Source organism: Enterobacter cloacae subsp. cloacae ATCC 13047, assembly GCF_000025565.1.
In the GTDB taxonomy this organism is placed as follows: domain Bacteria; phylum Pseudomonadota; class Gammaproteobacteria; order Enterobacterales; family Enterobacteriaceae; genus Enterobacter; species Enterobacter cloacae.
Genome location: NC_014121.1, coordinates 631,281 through 644,633, shown reverse-complemented (window position 1 = coordinate 644,633; position 13,353 = coordinate 631,281). Strand labels below are relative to the sequence as shown.

16 protein-coding genes are annotated in these 13,353 nt (G+C 56.7%); 4 read left to right on the top strand and 12 right to left on the bottom strand.

Annotated features, from left to right (window positions below; translation table 11 throughout):
- Positions 1-62: 62 nt before the first annotated feature.
- The 8 genes from dagF to ECL_RS03090 are packed head-to-tail and all read right to left on the bottom strand — an operon-like array spanning position 63 to position 5,545.
- Entirely contained in the window at positions 63-803 is a 741-nt protein-coding gene (gene dagF / locus ECL_RS03125; RefSeq protein ID WP_013095353.1) for a 2-dehydro-3-deoxy-phosphogluconate aldolase, read from the bottom strand.
- Positions 800-1,918: a DgaE family pyridoxal phosphate-dependent ammonia lyase gene (locus ECL_RS03120; RefSeq protein ID WP_013095352.1), complete on the bottom strand. Its 1,119-nt coding sequence runs from the start codon at positions 1,916-1,918 to the stop codon at positions 800-802. The genes dagF and ECL_RS03120 overlap by 4 nt, the downstream gene beginning before the upstream one ends.
- Positions 1,902-3,035, bottom strand: a complete 1,134-nt coding sequence (locus ECL_RS03115) for an amidohydrolase/deacetylase family metallohydrolase (protein WP_013095351.1) — start codon at positions 3,033-3,035, stop codon at positions 1,902-1,904. Before ECL_RS03115 ends, ECL_RS03120 begins: the two co-directional genes overlap by 17 nt.
- A gap of 42 nt (positions 3,036-3,077) precedes the next feature.
- The gene (locus ECL_RS03110) at positions 3,078-3,719 is read right to left on the bottom strand and encodes a DUF4310 family protein (protein WP_013095350.1); all 642 of its coding nucleotides are present in this window, start codon (positions 3,717-3,719) and stop codon (positions 3,078-3,080) included.
- Between the two features lie 13 nt (positions 3,720-3,732).
- Positions 3,733-4,509: a DUF4311 domain-containing protein gene (locus tag ECL_RS03105; RefSeq protein WP_006810337.1), complete on the bottom strand. Its 777-nt coding sequence runs from the start codon at positions 4,507-4,509 to the stop codon at positions 3,733-3,735.
- Between the two features lie 22 nt (positions 4,510-4,531).
- Positions 4,532-4,831, bottom strand: a complete 300-nt coding sequence (locus ECL_RS03100) for a DUF4312 family protein (protein ID WP_006810338.1) — start codon at positions 4,829-4,831, stop codon at positions 4,532-4,534.
- A gap of 2 nt (positions 4,832-4,833) precedes the next feature.
- Positions 4,834-5,196 carry an SFCGS family glycine-rich protein gene (locus ECL_RS03095; protein WP_006179053.1) on the bottom strand — a complete coding sequence of 121 codons (363 nt, stop codon included), beginning with the start codon at positions 5,194-5,196 and terminating at the stop codon, positions 4,834-4,836.
- Positions 5,197-5,206: 10 nt separating this feature from the next.
- Positions 5,207-5,545: a glycine dehydrogenase gene (locus tag ECL_RS03090; protein WP_109455529.1), complete on the bottom strand. Its 339-nt coding sequence runs from the start codon at positions 5,543-5,545 to the stop codon at positions 5,207-5,209.
- A 416-nt stretch (positions 5,546-5,961) separates the two neighbouring features.
- On the opposite strand from ECL_RS03090, the gene ECL_RS03085 reads away from it, so the two are divergent.
- The gene (locus tag ECL_RS03085; RefSeq protein WP_020688727.1) at positions 5,962-6,117 is read left to right on the top strand and encodes a Hok/Gef family protein; all 156 of its coding nucleotides are present in this window, start codon (positions 5,962-5,964) and stop codon (positions 6,115-6,117) included.
- 69 nt (positions 6,118-6,186) lie between these two features.
- Here ECL_RS03085 and cybC read toward each other — a convergent pair whose 3' ends face one another.
- Positions 6,187-6,573 carry a cytochrome b562 gene (cybC, locus tag ECL_RS03080; RefSeq protein ID WP_013095348.1) on the bottom strand — a complete coding sequence of 129 codons (387 nt, stop codon included), beginning with the start codon at positions 6,571-6,573 and terminating at the stop codon, positions 6,187-6,189.
- 40 nt (positions 6,574-6,613) lie between these two features.
- Positions 6,614-7,966 (bottom strand): metalloprotease PmbA, encoded by a 1,353-nt coding sequence (gene pmbA / locus ECL_RS03075; protein WP_032618803.1) that lies wholly within the window; start codon positions 7,964-7,966, stop codon positions 6,614-6,616.
- Positions 7,967-8,061: 95 nt separating this feature from the next.
- On the opposite strand from pmbA, the gene yjgA reads away from it, so the two are divergent.
- On the top strand, positions 8,062-8,613 hold the full coding sequence (gene yjgA, locus ECL_RS03070; protein ID WP_008501414.1) for a ribosome biogenesis factor YjgA: 552 nt from the start codon (positions 8,062-8,064) through the stop codon (positions 8,611-8,613).
- Positions 8,614-8,715: 102 nt separating this feature from the next.
- Here yjgA and mpl read toward each other — a convergent pair whose 3' ends face one another.
- Entirely contained in the window at positions 8,716-10,089 is a 1,374-nt protein-coding gene (mpl, locus tag ECL_RS03065) for a UDP-N-acetylmuramate:L-alanyl-gamma-D-glutamyl-meso-diaminopimelate ligase (protein ID WP_013095346.1), read from the bottom strand.
- A 197-nt stretch (positions 10,090-10,286) separates the two neighbouring features.
- On the opposite strand from mpl, the gene fbp reads away from it, so the two are divergent.
- Positions 10,287-11,285, top strand: a complete 999-nt coding sequence (gene fbp / locus ECL_RS03060) for a class 1 fructose-bisphosphatase (protein WP_013095345.1) — start codon at positions 10,287-10,289, stop codon at positions 11,283-11,285.
- A gap of 145 nt (positions 11,286-11,430) precedes the next feature.
- Positions 11,431-11,793 carry a LysR family transcriptional regulator gene (locus ECL_RS03055; RefSeq protein ID WP_013095344.1) on the top strand — a complete coding sequence of 121 codons (363 nt, stop codon included), beginning with the start codon at positions 11,431-11,433 and terminating at the stop codon, positions 11,791-11,793.
- Here ECL_RS03055 and ECL_RS03050 read toward each other — a convergent pair.
- On the bottom strand, positions 11,761-13,332 hold the full coding sequence (locus ECL_RS03050) for a methyl-accepting chemotaxis protein (protein WP_013095343.1): 1,572 nt from the start codon (positions 13,330-13,332) through the stop codon (positions 11,761-11,763). The genes ECL_RS03055 and ECL_RS03050 overlap by 33 nt on opposite strands.
- Between the last annotated feature and the right edge of the window lie 21 nt (positions 13,333-13,353).

The following is a 13,353-nucleotide window of genomic DNA, read 5'->3' as shown; positions in this document are numbered from 1 at the left end:
AGGGGACGATTACACCCTCTCCCCTTTGGGGAGAGGGCTGGGGTGAGGGGTAAGGTTTTGTTTTACTTCACCAGCTTCTTCGTCATCGCAAGCAGCGTACGCACATCTTCCGGACGCGTATCGCCGCTGGCTTTATCGATAATCGAACTATAAATATGCGGAATGATTTTGCTCACGCCCGCGTCCAGGGCGATCTGCAGGATCGCCTCGTAGTTTTCCAGATCGATTCCCCCGGTCGGCTCCAGCCAGAAGTCGTGACGGGCGCAGGCTTCCGCCACGGCCAGGTATTCGTCACGGCACTTCAGGCCGCCCATCGGAAAGTATTTGACTGAACTGCCGCCAAAATCTTTCAGCAGGGCGATCGCCGTTTCAACCGGCACAATGCCGTCCGGTGCCGCGCTGCTCAGCGGGCCGGTGGAGATTTTTACCATCCCGACGGTGCCGGTCGGGGAGACCAGACCGTTGACCACCGAATCATTCTGCCCCAGCAGCGCACGGCTGGTGGCTACACCAGTGAAAACCTGGTTAACGTGCTGCGGCTGCACCTGACGGGAGATTTCGCTCACCATCGCCGACTGGTTCGGGTCACCCGCCCCCAGGCCTACCGAGAGCGCGTTATCAATCAGCGCCGCGTACTCGCGCATATCAGCAACCGCGCTGGGCACGTCCGGGTAATTTTTGGAGAGCACGCCCACCAGCACATGACCTTCCGCCGCCTCGTAAATGGCGCTGGCGTTCGCTTTTGAGCCTGCCAGCACGTTCAGGCAGACGCGGTCACGGTAAAAATTGGGGGTCAGTTTCATGCCTTTTTCTCCTGTCCTAACACTTCGCTTATGCGACGGTACACAATGTTCAGCTGGTCAGCGTTCACGCTGCGCACGTCCGCTTCGATAATCCCTTCGTTGGCCTTGTAGCCGCGGAAATAAATGGCGTATTCGCCCTGCTTCAGGGCATTCACCAGCTCGCCGGTGCCGATGCCGGTTACGGCTTCGTCGAACTTAATCTCGGTACGCGCGATATCGCGACCGGCGCTGTCCCAGACCACGCGCGCGGTAACGCCGTTCAGGGTGTTGAGCGCGTCGATAAACGGCGTCATCTTCGCCACCATCTCCGCCCCGCTCTCTTTAGTCGCCGTCAGGTAGTGTTCGATGGCGCAGGTCAGGCCGAGGATCCCCTCTTTACCCACCTTCATGGCGCGGCCAATGCCCGCCGTCTGGCGCTTCACCCACTCAACGTACTGGGTCTTGCCGATCACCAGGCCGCTGGTGGGCCCTTCGATCGCTTTCGCGCCGCTGTAGATCACCAGGTCGGCGCCGGAGCGGTAATAGGTATGCAGATCTTCTTCCGCTGCGGCATCGACGATCAGGGGCAGATCGTGTTTGCGCGCCACGACCGCTGCCTGCTCAACGCTGAGCATGCTTTTCTGCACGCAGTGGTGCGATTTGATGTAAAGGATCGCCGCGGTGCGCGGGGTGATGGCCGCCGCCAGCTGATCGGCTGAGCATTCGTTGGCATAGCCCGCTTCCACCAGCTTGCCGCCGCCCAGCGCCACCATGGTGCCCACCGGCGCGCCAAAGTTAACGTTGTGGCCTTTCGGCAGCACGATTTCGTTGTTCTCAATTGGGGTAACGTGCAGGTTTTCCAGCAGCCAGTCGCTGTCTTTCACCAGCACCGCCGCCACGGACTGGGCGATGCCCGCGGATGCGCAGGAGACCACCGTCGCGCCCTCCACATCCAGCAGCTTCGCGATGTATTCCCCGGTTTTATTGACCAGATCTTTCATCTCGAAATAGTGATTCATGCCGTCCATCGCCGCCTGCACCACCTCCGGGCGCGGCGTGGAGACACCCAGCGCTGTCATGCGGCCAGAGGTGTTGATGACTTGCTTTAAGTGGTACTTCTCATAAATCGAAGGCATGTTCCGTGCTCCCTTGTTCGGTCATGTAGCCCTTGCCCGCGCGGATCGCGGCAAGCGGCACCAGAATGTGTTCAGCCTGCAGGCTGTCGTTTTCAGCATCCGTCAGCACCGTCGGCTGACGTTTAAGGGTGAACAGCGTCAGGTCGGCGTCGAGGCCGGGTTCGATACGCCCTTTGCGCGTCAGGCGCAGGCCGTCGGCGGCGTTGGCGGTGACGCAGTCAATCACCTGCGGCAATGACATGCCGATGGCGAGGAATTTCGACATCACGCTCGAAAGCGAGCCCACCGGGCCGTTGATGCGGTTGCGGCAGTAGATATCCGAGCTGATGGTGTGCGGCAGAATGCCCATCGCGATAGCGCGTTTCGCCACTTCAAAGCTGAAGCTCGCCGTACCGTGGCCTACGTCCAGCCGCACACCGCGTTTCAGGGCAGAGGTAATGGAGGCGCGCAGCTCGCCGGAGGGCGTCAGAATGCGGTTTGGTTTGCCGTTGTAGCAGTGGGTAATGATGTCGCCCGAGCTCAGCAGCTCGGCAATTTCGTCGAGGTTAGGCGGGTTATTGCCGATGTGCACCATCAGCGGCAGGTCGCCGTTCTCTTTCTGAATGGCTTTCGCACGCTCCAGCGGCGTAATACCGTTTTCACCCACCACGCTGCTGCTCATGCGCGCTTTCAGCCCGACGATAAAGTCAGGATGGCGTTTCACCGCCTGCTTCACGGCCTCGGCATCAATATTCGCCATATTGGCCAGCTCGTTCTGGGCAATCAGCCCCACGCGGGAGATATTCAGCAGGGCAAAGACCTCGGTTGAGGCTTTGCGGGTGATTTCGTAGAAATCGTCCACGTCGTCGGCACCGGTACTGCCCGCATCCACCACGGTGGTGACGCCGGTAGCGATACCCACGCTGTCCGGTTCGTCGTGGTAAATGGGGGAGTTCGGGTAGCAGTGGACGTGGGAGTCGATCCAGCCTGCGCTGACGAATACGTCACCGTTCAGCTCCACCGTTTTGCGGGCGGGAGCGTCTATGTCGCCTGTTGCGGCAATTTTCCCGTCCAGAATGGCGATATCGGTCAGGGTATCGTCGCTAAGGCGCGCACGGCGCAGGAGTAAATCAAACATGGGGTTCTCCTGATAAGGCGGGCGCCAGCGCGCCCGCAGGTATTAAAGGGCGACCGGGAACAACCAGCCTAAAATCATGGCGCCAAGGATGGCACCGCCGGTGATCGGCTTCTGCCAGATGTAGAACAGCAGCGCGCCCAGCAGGGAACCGACGCCAATCGGAATAGAAGCGGTCATGGCGCTGAGGATAATCAACGGCCCCAGAAAACGACCGGAGGCATTGCCCGCGCCCATCATCACGTCCGCCCCGTAGGTGGAGTTGCTCTGGTTGATGGTGAACTTACGCGCCAGGATGATGACGTAGCCGATCGCCAGACCAATCACCAGGCCGGTAATCAGCGAGGCAATGAAGTTGGTCACCGGGAACATGATCCCCGCGCCCAGCAGCAGTGCTGGCACACCCAGACCCACGCCGGTCTGGATCGCCCCGCCGATGTCGAGGATCCCTACCAGCGATCCTTCGATAATACGGGCGAACAGGAAGCTTGCGCCGAACGCCGCCACCGCGCCGTATACGCCGGTATCAATTCCCGCCTTCAGCATCGCCACGAAGGCCACTTCGTTAAACGCGCCGATGCCGTAGAGGTAGTACATGTGCGTCCCGGCAAACACGCCGGAGGAGAGCAGGCCAACGAAGATCGGGAACGACCAGTCGGCATACCAAAAACCTTTATTCTGTTCCATGTAGAGGCTCCTGTTATTTACCGCTGAGCGAGTTGTGGATCATGTCGAGCCAGTTCGGCACGGTCAGATGGAAGGATTCAATCATCTTCATGTCGAAGCCGCGGAAGAAGCCGCTCAGCACGAAGAGCAGAACGATGGCCGCCATCATCACTTTGGTGACGTGGTTCCAGCCGCTCTCTTCCACGCCTTTACCGATCAGGATCCCCAGTACCAGGCCCGGTACGGCGTTACCCATAATCAGCTGCGCCGCGCCGCCGAAGATGGTGGCCCAGAAGCCGGATTTTTTACCCGCGTCGATGGCCGCCAGCCAGAAGATCACCGGCATCACGGTGTTCACCAGCAGGTTTGCCGCCGGTACCAGCACCTTCACGGCGGTGACCTGCAGTGCGGCCGGAACAGACGAGGCAGTCAGGTTAAGGAAGGTGACGACAATCATGCCGATGATGCCGCAGGCAATCGCCATTTTGCGGGGATCGTGCAGCGTTTCGCCGACGTTACGGTTTTTGATCATCAAGGCTGCAGCACCCCAGTTTGGGATGATGCGGTGGTCTACGTCCTGTGTGAAGGCACCTGCGGCCACGGAAGAGGCCCAGGCGTTAAAGAAGAAGCCTAACCCAAAGGAGAAGTGAGAAGCCGGATCCCCTTCGCAGGAGTTCAGTTCCCCCAACGTACGAAACGCGCCCATACCCTGAGTGGTAGGCGCATGAAACATGCGTGCAGCCCCGGCTCCAACACCGACGCCTACCAGGCCGCCAATGATGAGCGATTTTATTAATATAATTAAGAACATCAGTCTGCCCTTTTATGAATAATCAGCGTTGCGTGACGAAATCCACCTGGTCGAGATTGATGGCGGTCACGTTGACGGTCACATCCAGCTCCACGCTGTAGGTGCGTCTTTCCCGGCGCAAAAAGAAGAACAGAAACGCTTCTTTACGCACCGCTTCTTGCGCCTGAACGACCTGCACATCCTGTGGCTCAATACGCAGTAAGATATGCGGTGAGGCTTTCATCACCGCGGCCTGAACGTGGTTGAGCGCGTCGGCAAAGGCGCGCGCTTTGGCGTCGCCCTTCCCCTTCACTCTCACCGTGGTTGTGAACTGTTCTTTCATGCTTATGCGCCGTGCTTCTTCTGCCACGCCTGCACCAGACGCTCGCCCAGCTCTTCTTTATCCATAAAGCCAAAGCCCAGCACGTTGCAGCCTTCGTTGATGGCGGTCACCCCCTCATCCACGGAGCGCATGCCGTATTTCGCTTTGTAGCCATATTTGGTTTGCGCCGTGATGGCACCCGCGCCGCCGCTGCCGCAGAAGGAGATGCCGAAGGTGGCGTTTTCCGCTTTCATGACGTCGCCGAGTTTCATATCTGCCGCCATACCCGGCACGACAACCGCACGTCCACCCGCTTTTTCCACACCGGCAGCCACTTTCTGGCCTTTACCCAGGCGATCGCCAATCACGACTGTAATCTGTTCCATGTGTTGCTCCTTAAAGGTTGTCTTTAGCGACTTCAAAGTGAACGGAGAGCAGCCAGGCTTCTTCATCAGGAAGGTTGCCAAAATGCGCTACCACTTCACGGGCGAGCCGCATTGAATCCGGTGAAATTTCGTCGAACAGCTCTGCCTCCACTTCCGGCAACGGCTCGCCGGTCACGGACCGGTGCGCCATCGCGCGGACATGGGAGGTGAGCATCTGTTCCTGTACTGCATTGGGGATGATGTTGTGCCGGGCCAGCAGGGCATAAACCTGCTGTAGCATGGTGTTCGCGAGCTTTTCTGTTTGCTCCGCGTGATCCCCAACGTCGTTCATTACCGCTCCGTTACTCACTGGTCTTACCCCGTTAATGGCTCTGGAATAAAACTAACGTTGGCGATGGCGGGTTTGTAGCGAGTTGTTTTCCACTTCGAAGTGGAAAGGCGAGCCGCAGCAGTGATCTGTGCCACATAAATAGGCTGAATCTGGATAAATCGCTGTATTTACGTGATGAATATCACGTTATCTGACGGCAAATACAGGGAGAGCGAAGCGGAAAAGATTACGAGCCGACTCGTAGAAATGTGACGTGGATAAGGTTTTCTTATGGGGATTCGCTAGAGTGGCGGCGGGTGCTTGAGACTGACCGTCTCAGGCATGGGACGGAAAGTGGAAAGCCCCGCCTGATAAAAAATCAGGGCGGGGGCTCGAAACGACACGTCGGACCGTGGAGTTCGCTACCTCGCCCGCTTTAAAGCAAGGAGGCATCCATGAAACGCCAATCCCCAATTATCCGGGTTTTGATGATTATTGCTTTGACAATAATCATCTTAACGCTGGTGACGAGGAAAACACTGTGCGAGATCCGTTTTCGAAACGGCTCGCTTGAAGTGACAGCGCGGATGGAGTGTCGCTCCGGCCAGTAGGGAGCAAAGATGCGGGGGCGCTAACTGCGCCCCCGCATACGGGAAAGGACGTACAGCTCAGGCACCCAATTAACGATACTTTTTGTGATACGTGTTACGCGTCGCGACAAACTGGTCGGCTGCCGCCTGGGCTTCCTTCACTTTGCCTTCGTTAGCGAGTTTCAGCGCGCCGTCAATCTGACCGACCAGCACGTCAAAGCCGTGGCGATAGTCCTTCATCTCTGCGCTGTCTGCCGCTTTGCTTTCCAGCTTTGGCGGCGTCGCTTTTTGCGCATCCAGCGCCGCTTCACGCATTTTGGTCAATGCGCTTTTCATTTCTGCCGCATTGTCCGTTTTCTGAACGACCTTCAGGTTTTGACTGAGGATGTCCATGTTGTCTTCAAGATCGGCAGCAAACGCAGAAGAGCCAAGAACCAGCGTTGAAGCCGCGACGATCGCTAACAGGTGTTTACGCATTGCTCACTTCCTTTTTTATTATTAAAACGCTTTTCGGGTATTACTGGCCGGCGATTTTCATTTCCGGCAGTAATACAGAACCACACTGTATATTGCTACGTGTTTCAATATCGTTACCGACCGTAACGATATTGCGCCACATGTCCTTCAGGTTGCCGGCGATGGTAATTTCGCTCACCGGATACTGAATCTCGCCGTTTTCGACCCAGAAGCCTGCCGCACCGCGAGAGTAGTCTCCGGTAATGCCGCTCACGCCCTGGCCCATCAGTTCTGTCACCACCAGGCCGGTGCCCATCTCTTTCAGCATCTGCTCGAAGTTCAGGCCCTGTCCGGCAATGCGCCAGTTATGAATGCCCCCCGCGTGTCCGGTGCTTTTCAGCCCCAGCTTGCGCGCGGAGTAGTTGGTCAGCAGCCACTGGGTCAGAATGCCGTCTTTAACGATATCGCGGCGTTCCGTGCGCACGCCTTCGCTGTCGAACGGCGTGGAGGCCAGCCCTTTCAGCAGGTGCGGGTGCTCTTCAATGGTCAGCCATTCCGGCAGGATCTGTTTGCCCAGTGAGTCGAGCAGGAAGGTCGATTTACGGTAAACTGAGCCGCCCGCGATAGCGCCCACCAGATGGCCAAACAGACCGGTCGCCACTTCATTGGCAAAAATAACCGGGGCTTTCATGGTGGAGAGCTTACGCGGTGACAGGCGAGACAGCGTGCGTTCAGCACACGCTTTGCCCACCCACTCAGGGGACTGTAAATCCCCCAGCGCGCGGCCGATGGTGTAAGCATAATCCCGCTCCATATCGCCGTTCTCTTCGGCGATCACGCAGCTGGAAAGCGAGTGACGGGTTGAGCAATAGCCCTGCAGCATTCCGTGGCTGTTGCCGAAGACTTTGATGCCGTAGTGGCTGTTGAAGCTGCCGCCTTCGGTATTGGTGATGCGTTTATCCGCCTGCAAAGACGCCTGTTCGGCACGTGCGGCCAGCTCAATGGCTTCGTCCGGGGTAACTTCCGCCGGGTGGAAAAGATCGAGATCCGGGGCATCAAACGCCAGCAGATCTTTATCCGCAACGCCTGCATAAGGATCCGGTGAGGTGTAACGCGCAATATCCAGCGCCGCCTGCACGGTACGGGCAATGGCATCGGGGCTGAGATCGGTAGACGACGCGCTGCCTTTGCGGTTCTGGTGATAGACCGTGATCCCCAGTGCGCCATCGCTGTTGAATTCTACATTCTCCACTTCGCCATAGCGGGTGCTCACGCTAATGCCGGTGGTTTTGCTGACCGCCACTTCGGCGCCATCTGATTTACCTGAAGCGAGCGTCAGCGCGGTGGAGACGGCTTCTTCCAGAATCTTACGCTGCGCTTCAACTTGTGAGGTTACTTTCATCGCAAATGCCATACTGTAAGAGAGAGTTAACTGAAGTCTAACAGAGAACCGTTTTTCAGTGCGCGTCTTAACTGGTAACATTAGCCTCTTTTTTTAAGGAGCCTGACATGACTAAGCAGCCCGAAGACTGGCTCGACGACGTTCCCGGTGATGACATCGAAGACGAAGATGATGAGATCATCTGGGTCAGTAAAAGTGAAATTAAACGCGACGCCGAAGAGTTAAAACAGCTTGGCGCAGAAATGGTGGAACTGGGTAAAAACGCGCTGGATAAGATCCCGCTCGACCAGGATCTGCGTGATGCCATTGAACTGGCACAGAAAATCAAAAAAGAAGGCCGTCGTCGCCAGCTTCAGCTTATCGGTAAAATGCTGCGTCAGCGCGACGTCGATCCGATCCGCCAGGCGCTGGATAAACTGAAAAACCGCCACAACCAGCAGGTTGCGCTGTTCCACAAGCTGGAGCAGATCCGCGACCGTCTGATTGAACAGGGTGATGATGCGGTACCGGAAGTATTGAACCTGTGGCCGGATGCCGACCGCCAGCAGCTGCGTTCACTGATCCGCAACGCGAAGAAAGAGAAAGAAGGGAATAAGCCGCCGAAGTCCGCGCGTCTGATTTTCCAGTATCTGCGCGAGCTGTCTGAGAACGAAGAGTAATATCGAACCGCCTGTTCCCCCCTCACCCCAGCCCTCTCCCCATAGGGAAGAGGGAGAAGAGTAATGTAGGCCCGGTAAGCGCTAGCGCCACCGGGCTTTTTTTTACTCTGCGGCCTCAGCCTTTTTCGCCAGACCGTCCAGCAGCTTCTGATGGATCCCACCAAAACCGCCGTTACTCATCACCAGAATATGGTCACCCGGCTGAGCGGCTTTCACCACCATATCCGCCAGAGCATCAACATCCGCACTCCAGTGCGCAGGCTGAATGCAGGCATCGGCCACTTCAGCTACCTGCCACGGAATATGCTGTGGCTGCAGCAGGAAGACTTCGTCGGCACGCCCTAAGGATGGCGCGAGATCGTCTTTGCAGATGCCCATTTTCATGGTGTTAGAGCGTGGCTCCAGCACCGCCAGAATGCGCGCGGTACCGCCGACCTTGCCGCGTAACGCTGCAAGCGTCGCCAGAATAGCAGTTGGGTGGTGCGCGAAATCGTCATACACGGTTACGCCGTGGGCTTCACCGCGCAGCTCCAGACGGCGACGGGCATTGATAAATGAACCCAGCGCATTCGCCGCGTCCGCAGGCTGAACACCCACATGGCGTGCGGCAGCGATTGCCATCAGGCCGTTATGCATGTTGTGTTCGCCAACCAGGCCCCACTTCACCTCACCCACTTTCTCGCCGTCGAGCCACACTTCCCACTCCGAGGCATCCACGTTGAGTTTTTTCGCCTGCCAGTGGCCCTGCTCACCCACCAGCTCCTGCTCGCTCCAGCAGCCCATCGCCATGGTCTGCTTAAGATTGATGTCGTTCTCCGGCAGGATGATACGGCCCTGACCCGGAACGATGCGCACCAGGTGGTGGAACTGTTTCTGAATGGCTTTCAGATCGTCAAAGATATCCGCATGATCGAACTCAAGGTTGTTGAGGATCAGCGTGCGCGGGCAGTAGTGTACAAACTTGGAGCGCTTGTCGAAGAACGCACAGTCGTACTCATCGGCTTCGATCACAAAGAACGGGCTCTCCCCCAGACGCGCAGACACGTCGAAATTGCCCGGAACGCCGCCAATGACAAAGCCAGGCTTGTAACCACAGGCTTCAAGGATCCAGGTCGCCATACCGGCGGTGGTGGTTTTACCGTGCGTACCGGCCACGGCAACAACCCAACGGTCGCGCAGGACGAAATCATGCAGCCACTGTGGGCCAGACATGAACGGAATATTGCGTTCCAGTACCGCCTCAACGCACGGATTACCTCGCGTCATGGCGTTGCCAATGATCACCAGATCCGGCGCGGGATCCAGCTGGCTGGCATCATAACCCTGAATCAGAGAGATGCCCTGTTTCTCCAGGAGCGTGCTCATCGGCGGATACACATTGGCGTCCGAACCTGTCACTTCATGGCCCAGCGAGCGCGCCAGCATTGCCAGTCCGCCCATGAAAGTGCCACAAATCCCCAATATATGAATGCGCATACGTCACTATCCTTCTTCAATGTGGCGCACATTTTACTCACATGTTAGCGGGTGTGAAACGCATTTCAGGTAAATCCGTATATTGCTGGCGCGATTCACCTCTGCGCTACTATTTGAATATTTGTTAAGATTGTTGGGCATTAGTCGTTTTAGTGAACATACAATCGCTCTACTCACAAAGATGCAGGGAAAGTGTTATGAAAACGTTAGGTGAATTTATTGTCGAAAAGCAGCACGAGTTCTCTCATGCTACCGGTGAACTCACTGCTTTGCTGTCGGCAATAAAGCTGGGCGCTAAGATCATCCACCGTGATATCAACAAGGCCGGTCTGGTCGATATCCTGGGTGCCAGCGGTGCCGAGAACGTTCAGGGCGAGGTTCAGCAGAAACTCGATCTGTTCGCAAATGAAAAACTGAAAGCTGCACTGCGCGCGCGCGACATCGTTGCGGGTATCGCCTCTGAAGAAGAAGATGAAATTGTCGTATTCGAAGGGTGTGAACACGCGAAATACGTTGTTCTGATGGATCCGTTGGACGGCTCCTCCAACATCGACGTTAACGTTTCTGTCGGTACCATTTTCTCCATCTACCGCCGCGTCACGCCTGTTGGCACGCCGGTGACAGAAGAAGATTTCCTGCAGCCTGGCAGTCAGCAGGTTGCTGCCGGTTATGTCGTGTATGGCTCCTCCACCATGCTGGTCTACACCACCGGCTGTGGCGTTCATGCCTTTACTTACGATCCGTCGCTGGGCGTGTTCTGCCTGTGTCAGGAACGTATGCGCTTCCCGGAGAAGGGCAACACCTACTCCATCAACGAAGGTAACTACATCAAGTTCCCGACTGGCGTGAAGAAGTACATTAAATTCTGCCAGGAAGAAGATAAAGCGACGCAGCGCCCTTACACCTCCCGCTATATCGGTTCCCTGGTTGCGGATTTCCACCGTAACCTGCTGAAAGGCGGCATTTACCTCTACCCAAGCACCGCCAGCCACCCGGACGGGAAGCTGCGTCTGCTGTATGAATGCAACCCGATGGCGTTCCTGGCGGAACAGGCGGGCGGCAAGGCGAGCGATGGTAAAGAGCGTATTCTGGATATCGTGCCAGAAAGTCTGCACCAGCGTCGTTCCTTCTTCGTCGGCAACAACCATATGGTTGAAGACGTTGAACGTTTTATCCGTGAGTATCCGGACGCGTAATCCCTCTCCCGGGGAGCCGCTCTGGCTCCCCAATACATTTATATAATTTACCGTATAAGTGTTTATAAAAAACGCGCTTTAATATTCAGATTCGCTCCTGCATTATTTCCATAACAGTTTGACAGATATTTCCTGGAGCGTACCCGTGACGAAAAACTATTCCCGTGCCAATACCGGCATCGATTTAAATCTTATTCCTGTCTTTATTGAAGTGGTCCGCTGCGGCAGCATGGCGAAGGCCTCTGTCCGGCTGGAGATGTCACGCCCGGCCGTGAGCCTGGCGTTGAAGCGCTTTAGCCAGCTTTTTGCTGAACCGCTATTTATCCGTAAAGGGTTATATCTTGAACCGACGGAAAAAGCGTTAACCTTAACTCACCATCTGGAAATATTACTCGGTAATATTCACGATAATATTAGCGCGATTAATTTGTCCGAGAATAATACCCTGGTACAGAATGTACAGGGTCGGGGAATATTATGCGACACTCTGCGTCGTCAGTTTAAATGATGACATGGCTTCCATCAGCTGGCGTGACTGCTCTTCCAGCGAGCGCGTCGCGGCAGAGGATTGCTGTACCAGCGCCGCATTCTGCTGCGCGGTTTCATCCATCTGATTTACCGCAATATTCACCTGTTCAATGCCGCGGCTCTGTTCCTGAGACGCGGTGGCAATTTCGCGCATCAGTTTGGTCATGCGCAGCACTTCGGTTGCGATCTCATCCATCGTTTCGCCCGCCTGCTGCGCCAGCTCGCTGCCCTCATTAACGTGGGTCTGCGAGTCGCTGATAAGTGAACGGATCTCTTTTGCCGCATCGGCGCTGCGGCTGGCAAGATTGCGTACCTCGCCCGCAACGACGGCAAAACCGCGCCCCTGCTCGCCCGCACGCGCCGCTTCCACGGAGGCGTTCAGCGCCAGAATATTGGTCTGGAAGGCAATACCGTCAATAACGCTCAGAATGTCGGCAATCCGCGCCGAACTGCCGGAGATATCGCGCATTTTCTCAATTACATAGCAGACCATTTCGCTGCCGTGATCGGCAGTATCCGAGACAGATTTCGCCAGCTGGTGCGCCTGCTCGGCGTTATCCGCGTTGAGTTTCACCGTGGCGGTGATCTCTTCCATGCTGGCGGCGGTCTGCTCCAGCGAGGTCGCGGTGGACTCCGTGCGCTCGGCAAGATCCCTGTTTCCCGCCGTCAGCTCGCGGCTGCCGGTATCAATTTGCGAGCTGGCATCGCGGACCCGCAGCACCGAGTGCATCAGCGACTGGCGCATGCCCTCGATGGCAGCGTTCAGACGGTTGAACTCCTGGCTCGCCGGGGCATTCAGCGTGTGGGTTAAATCCCCCGCGGCGACGTTTTCCAGCTGCGCAATCGACGCCGAGAGCGGCTTGAGCAGCATGTGGCGCAGCACCAGCCAGGCCAGCACAATGATGCCTGCCGTCAGCAGCGCCGCGACAACGATCAGGACCAGAACCCGCGTTTTGCTCGACTGCACGGCGCTGACTTCCGCTTTCCCGCGCGCGTCGCTCCACATCTGGAACGCCTGCATATCGTTATCAAACTGCTTTGCTACCGGAATGAGCTTACTCTCCAGCAGATCGTAATAGCTGTCTGCGCTCTGTTCGTTCAGCGCTTTCAACATTGGGTTGATCCCCTGCTGGTTATAGGCCGCCAGACTGGCCGCCACCTTATCCAGCAACTGCTGTCCCTGGGGATCGGCCACGCCTGCGTCGATCACGCCTTTCAGCGTTTTTTGCGCCAGGGCGATCTCCTGATTAATGCTTTTCACCGATTTCGCGGCATCGTCCAGCAGACCAATTTCCATCATTCTGACAGCCTGGCCCGCCTCGTTGCGCGCACGAAGGATCAGCGTATAGCCAGAATTGAGCTGCACCATCTGCTCACCCTGAAGGTGGTTAATGCGCTGAAGTGACGAAGAACTCTGTGTGAGGGCATAAATGCCAATGCCGCTGACAATCAGCAGCAGAAGGGTCATAACGGCCAGTAAAGAGAGCAAGCCGGTACGAATCGATAGCGTTTTAAGCATGATGTTATTTCCGGTAGCGAG

Excerpts from the sequence above, each read along its gene's own strand:
- dagF (WP_013095353.1), bottom strand. The coding sequence starts at position 803 with ATGAAACTGACCCCCAATTTTTACCGTGACCGCGTCTGCCTGAACGTG.
- ECL_RS03120 (WP_013095352.1), bottom strand. The coding sequence starts at position 1,918 with ATGCCTTCGATTTATGAGAAGTACCACTTAAAGCAAGTCATCAACACC.
- ECL_RS03115 (WP_013095351.1), bottom strand. The coding sequence starts at position 3,035 with ATGTTTGATTTACTCCTGCGCCGTGCGCGCCTTAGCGACGATACCCTG.
- ECL_RS03110 (WP_013095350.1), bottom strand. The coding sequence starts at position 3,719 with ATGGAACAGAATAAAGGTTTTTGGTATGCCGACTGGTCGTTCCCGATC.
- ECL_RS03105 (WP_006810337.1), bottom strand. The coding sequence starts at position 4,509 with ATGTTCTTAATTATATTAATAAAATCGCTCATCATTGGCGGCCTGGTA.
- ECL_RS03100 (WP_006810338.1), bottom strand. The coding sequence starts at position 4,831 with ATGAAAGAACAGTTCACAACCACGGTGAGAGTGAAGGGGAAGGGCGAC.
- ECL_RS03095 (WP_006179053.1), bottom strand. The coding sequence starts at position 5,196 with ATGGAACAGATTACAGTCGTGATTGGCGATCGCCTGGGTAAAGGCCAG.
- ECL_RS03085 (WP_020688727.1), top strand. The coding sequence starts at position 5,962 with ATGAAACGCCAATCCCCAATTATCCGGGTTTTGATGATTATTGCTTTG.
- cybC (WP_013095348.1), bottom strand. The coding sequence starts at position 6,573 with ATGCGTAAACACCTGTTAGCGATCGTCGCGGCTTCAACGCTGGTTCTT.
- pmbA (WP_032618803.1), bottom strand. The coding sequence starts at position 7,966 with ATGGCATTTGCGATGAAAGTAACCTCACAAGTTGAAGCGCAGCGTAAG.
- yjgA (WP_008501414.1), top strand. The coding sequence starts at position 8,062 with ATGACTAAGCAGCCCGAAGACTGGCTCGACGACGTTCCCGGTGATGAC.
- mpl (WP_013095346.1), bottom strand. The coding sequence starts at position 10,089 with ATGCGCATTCATATATTGGGGATTTGTGGCACTTTCATGGGCGGACTG.
- fbp (WP_013095345.1), top strand. The coding sequence starts at position 10,287 with ATGAAAACGTTAGGTGAATTTATTGTCGAAAAGCAGCACGAGTTCTCT.
- ECL_RS03050 (WP_013095343.1), bottom strand. The coding sequence starts at position 13,332 with ATGCTTAAAACGCTATCGATTCGTACCGGCTTGCTCTCTTTACTGGCC.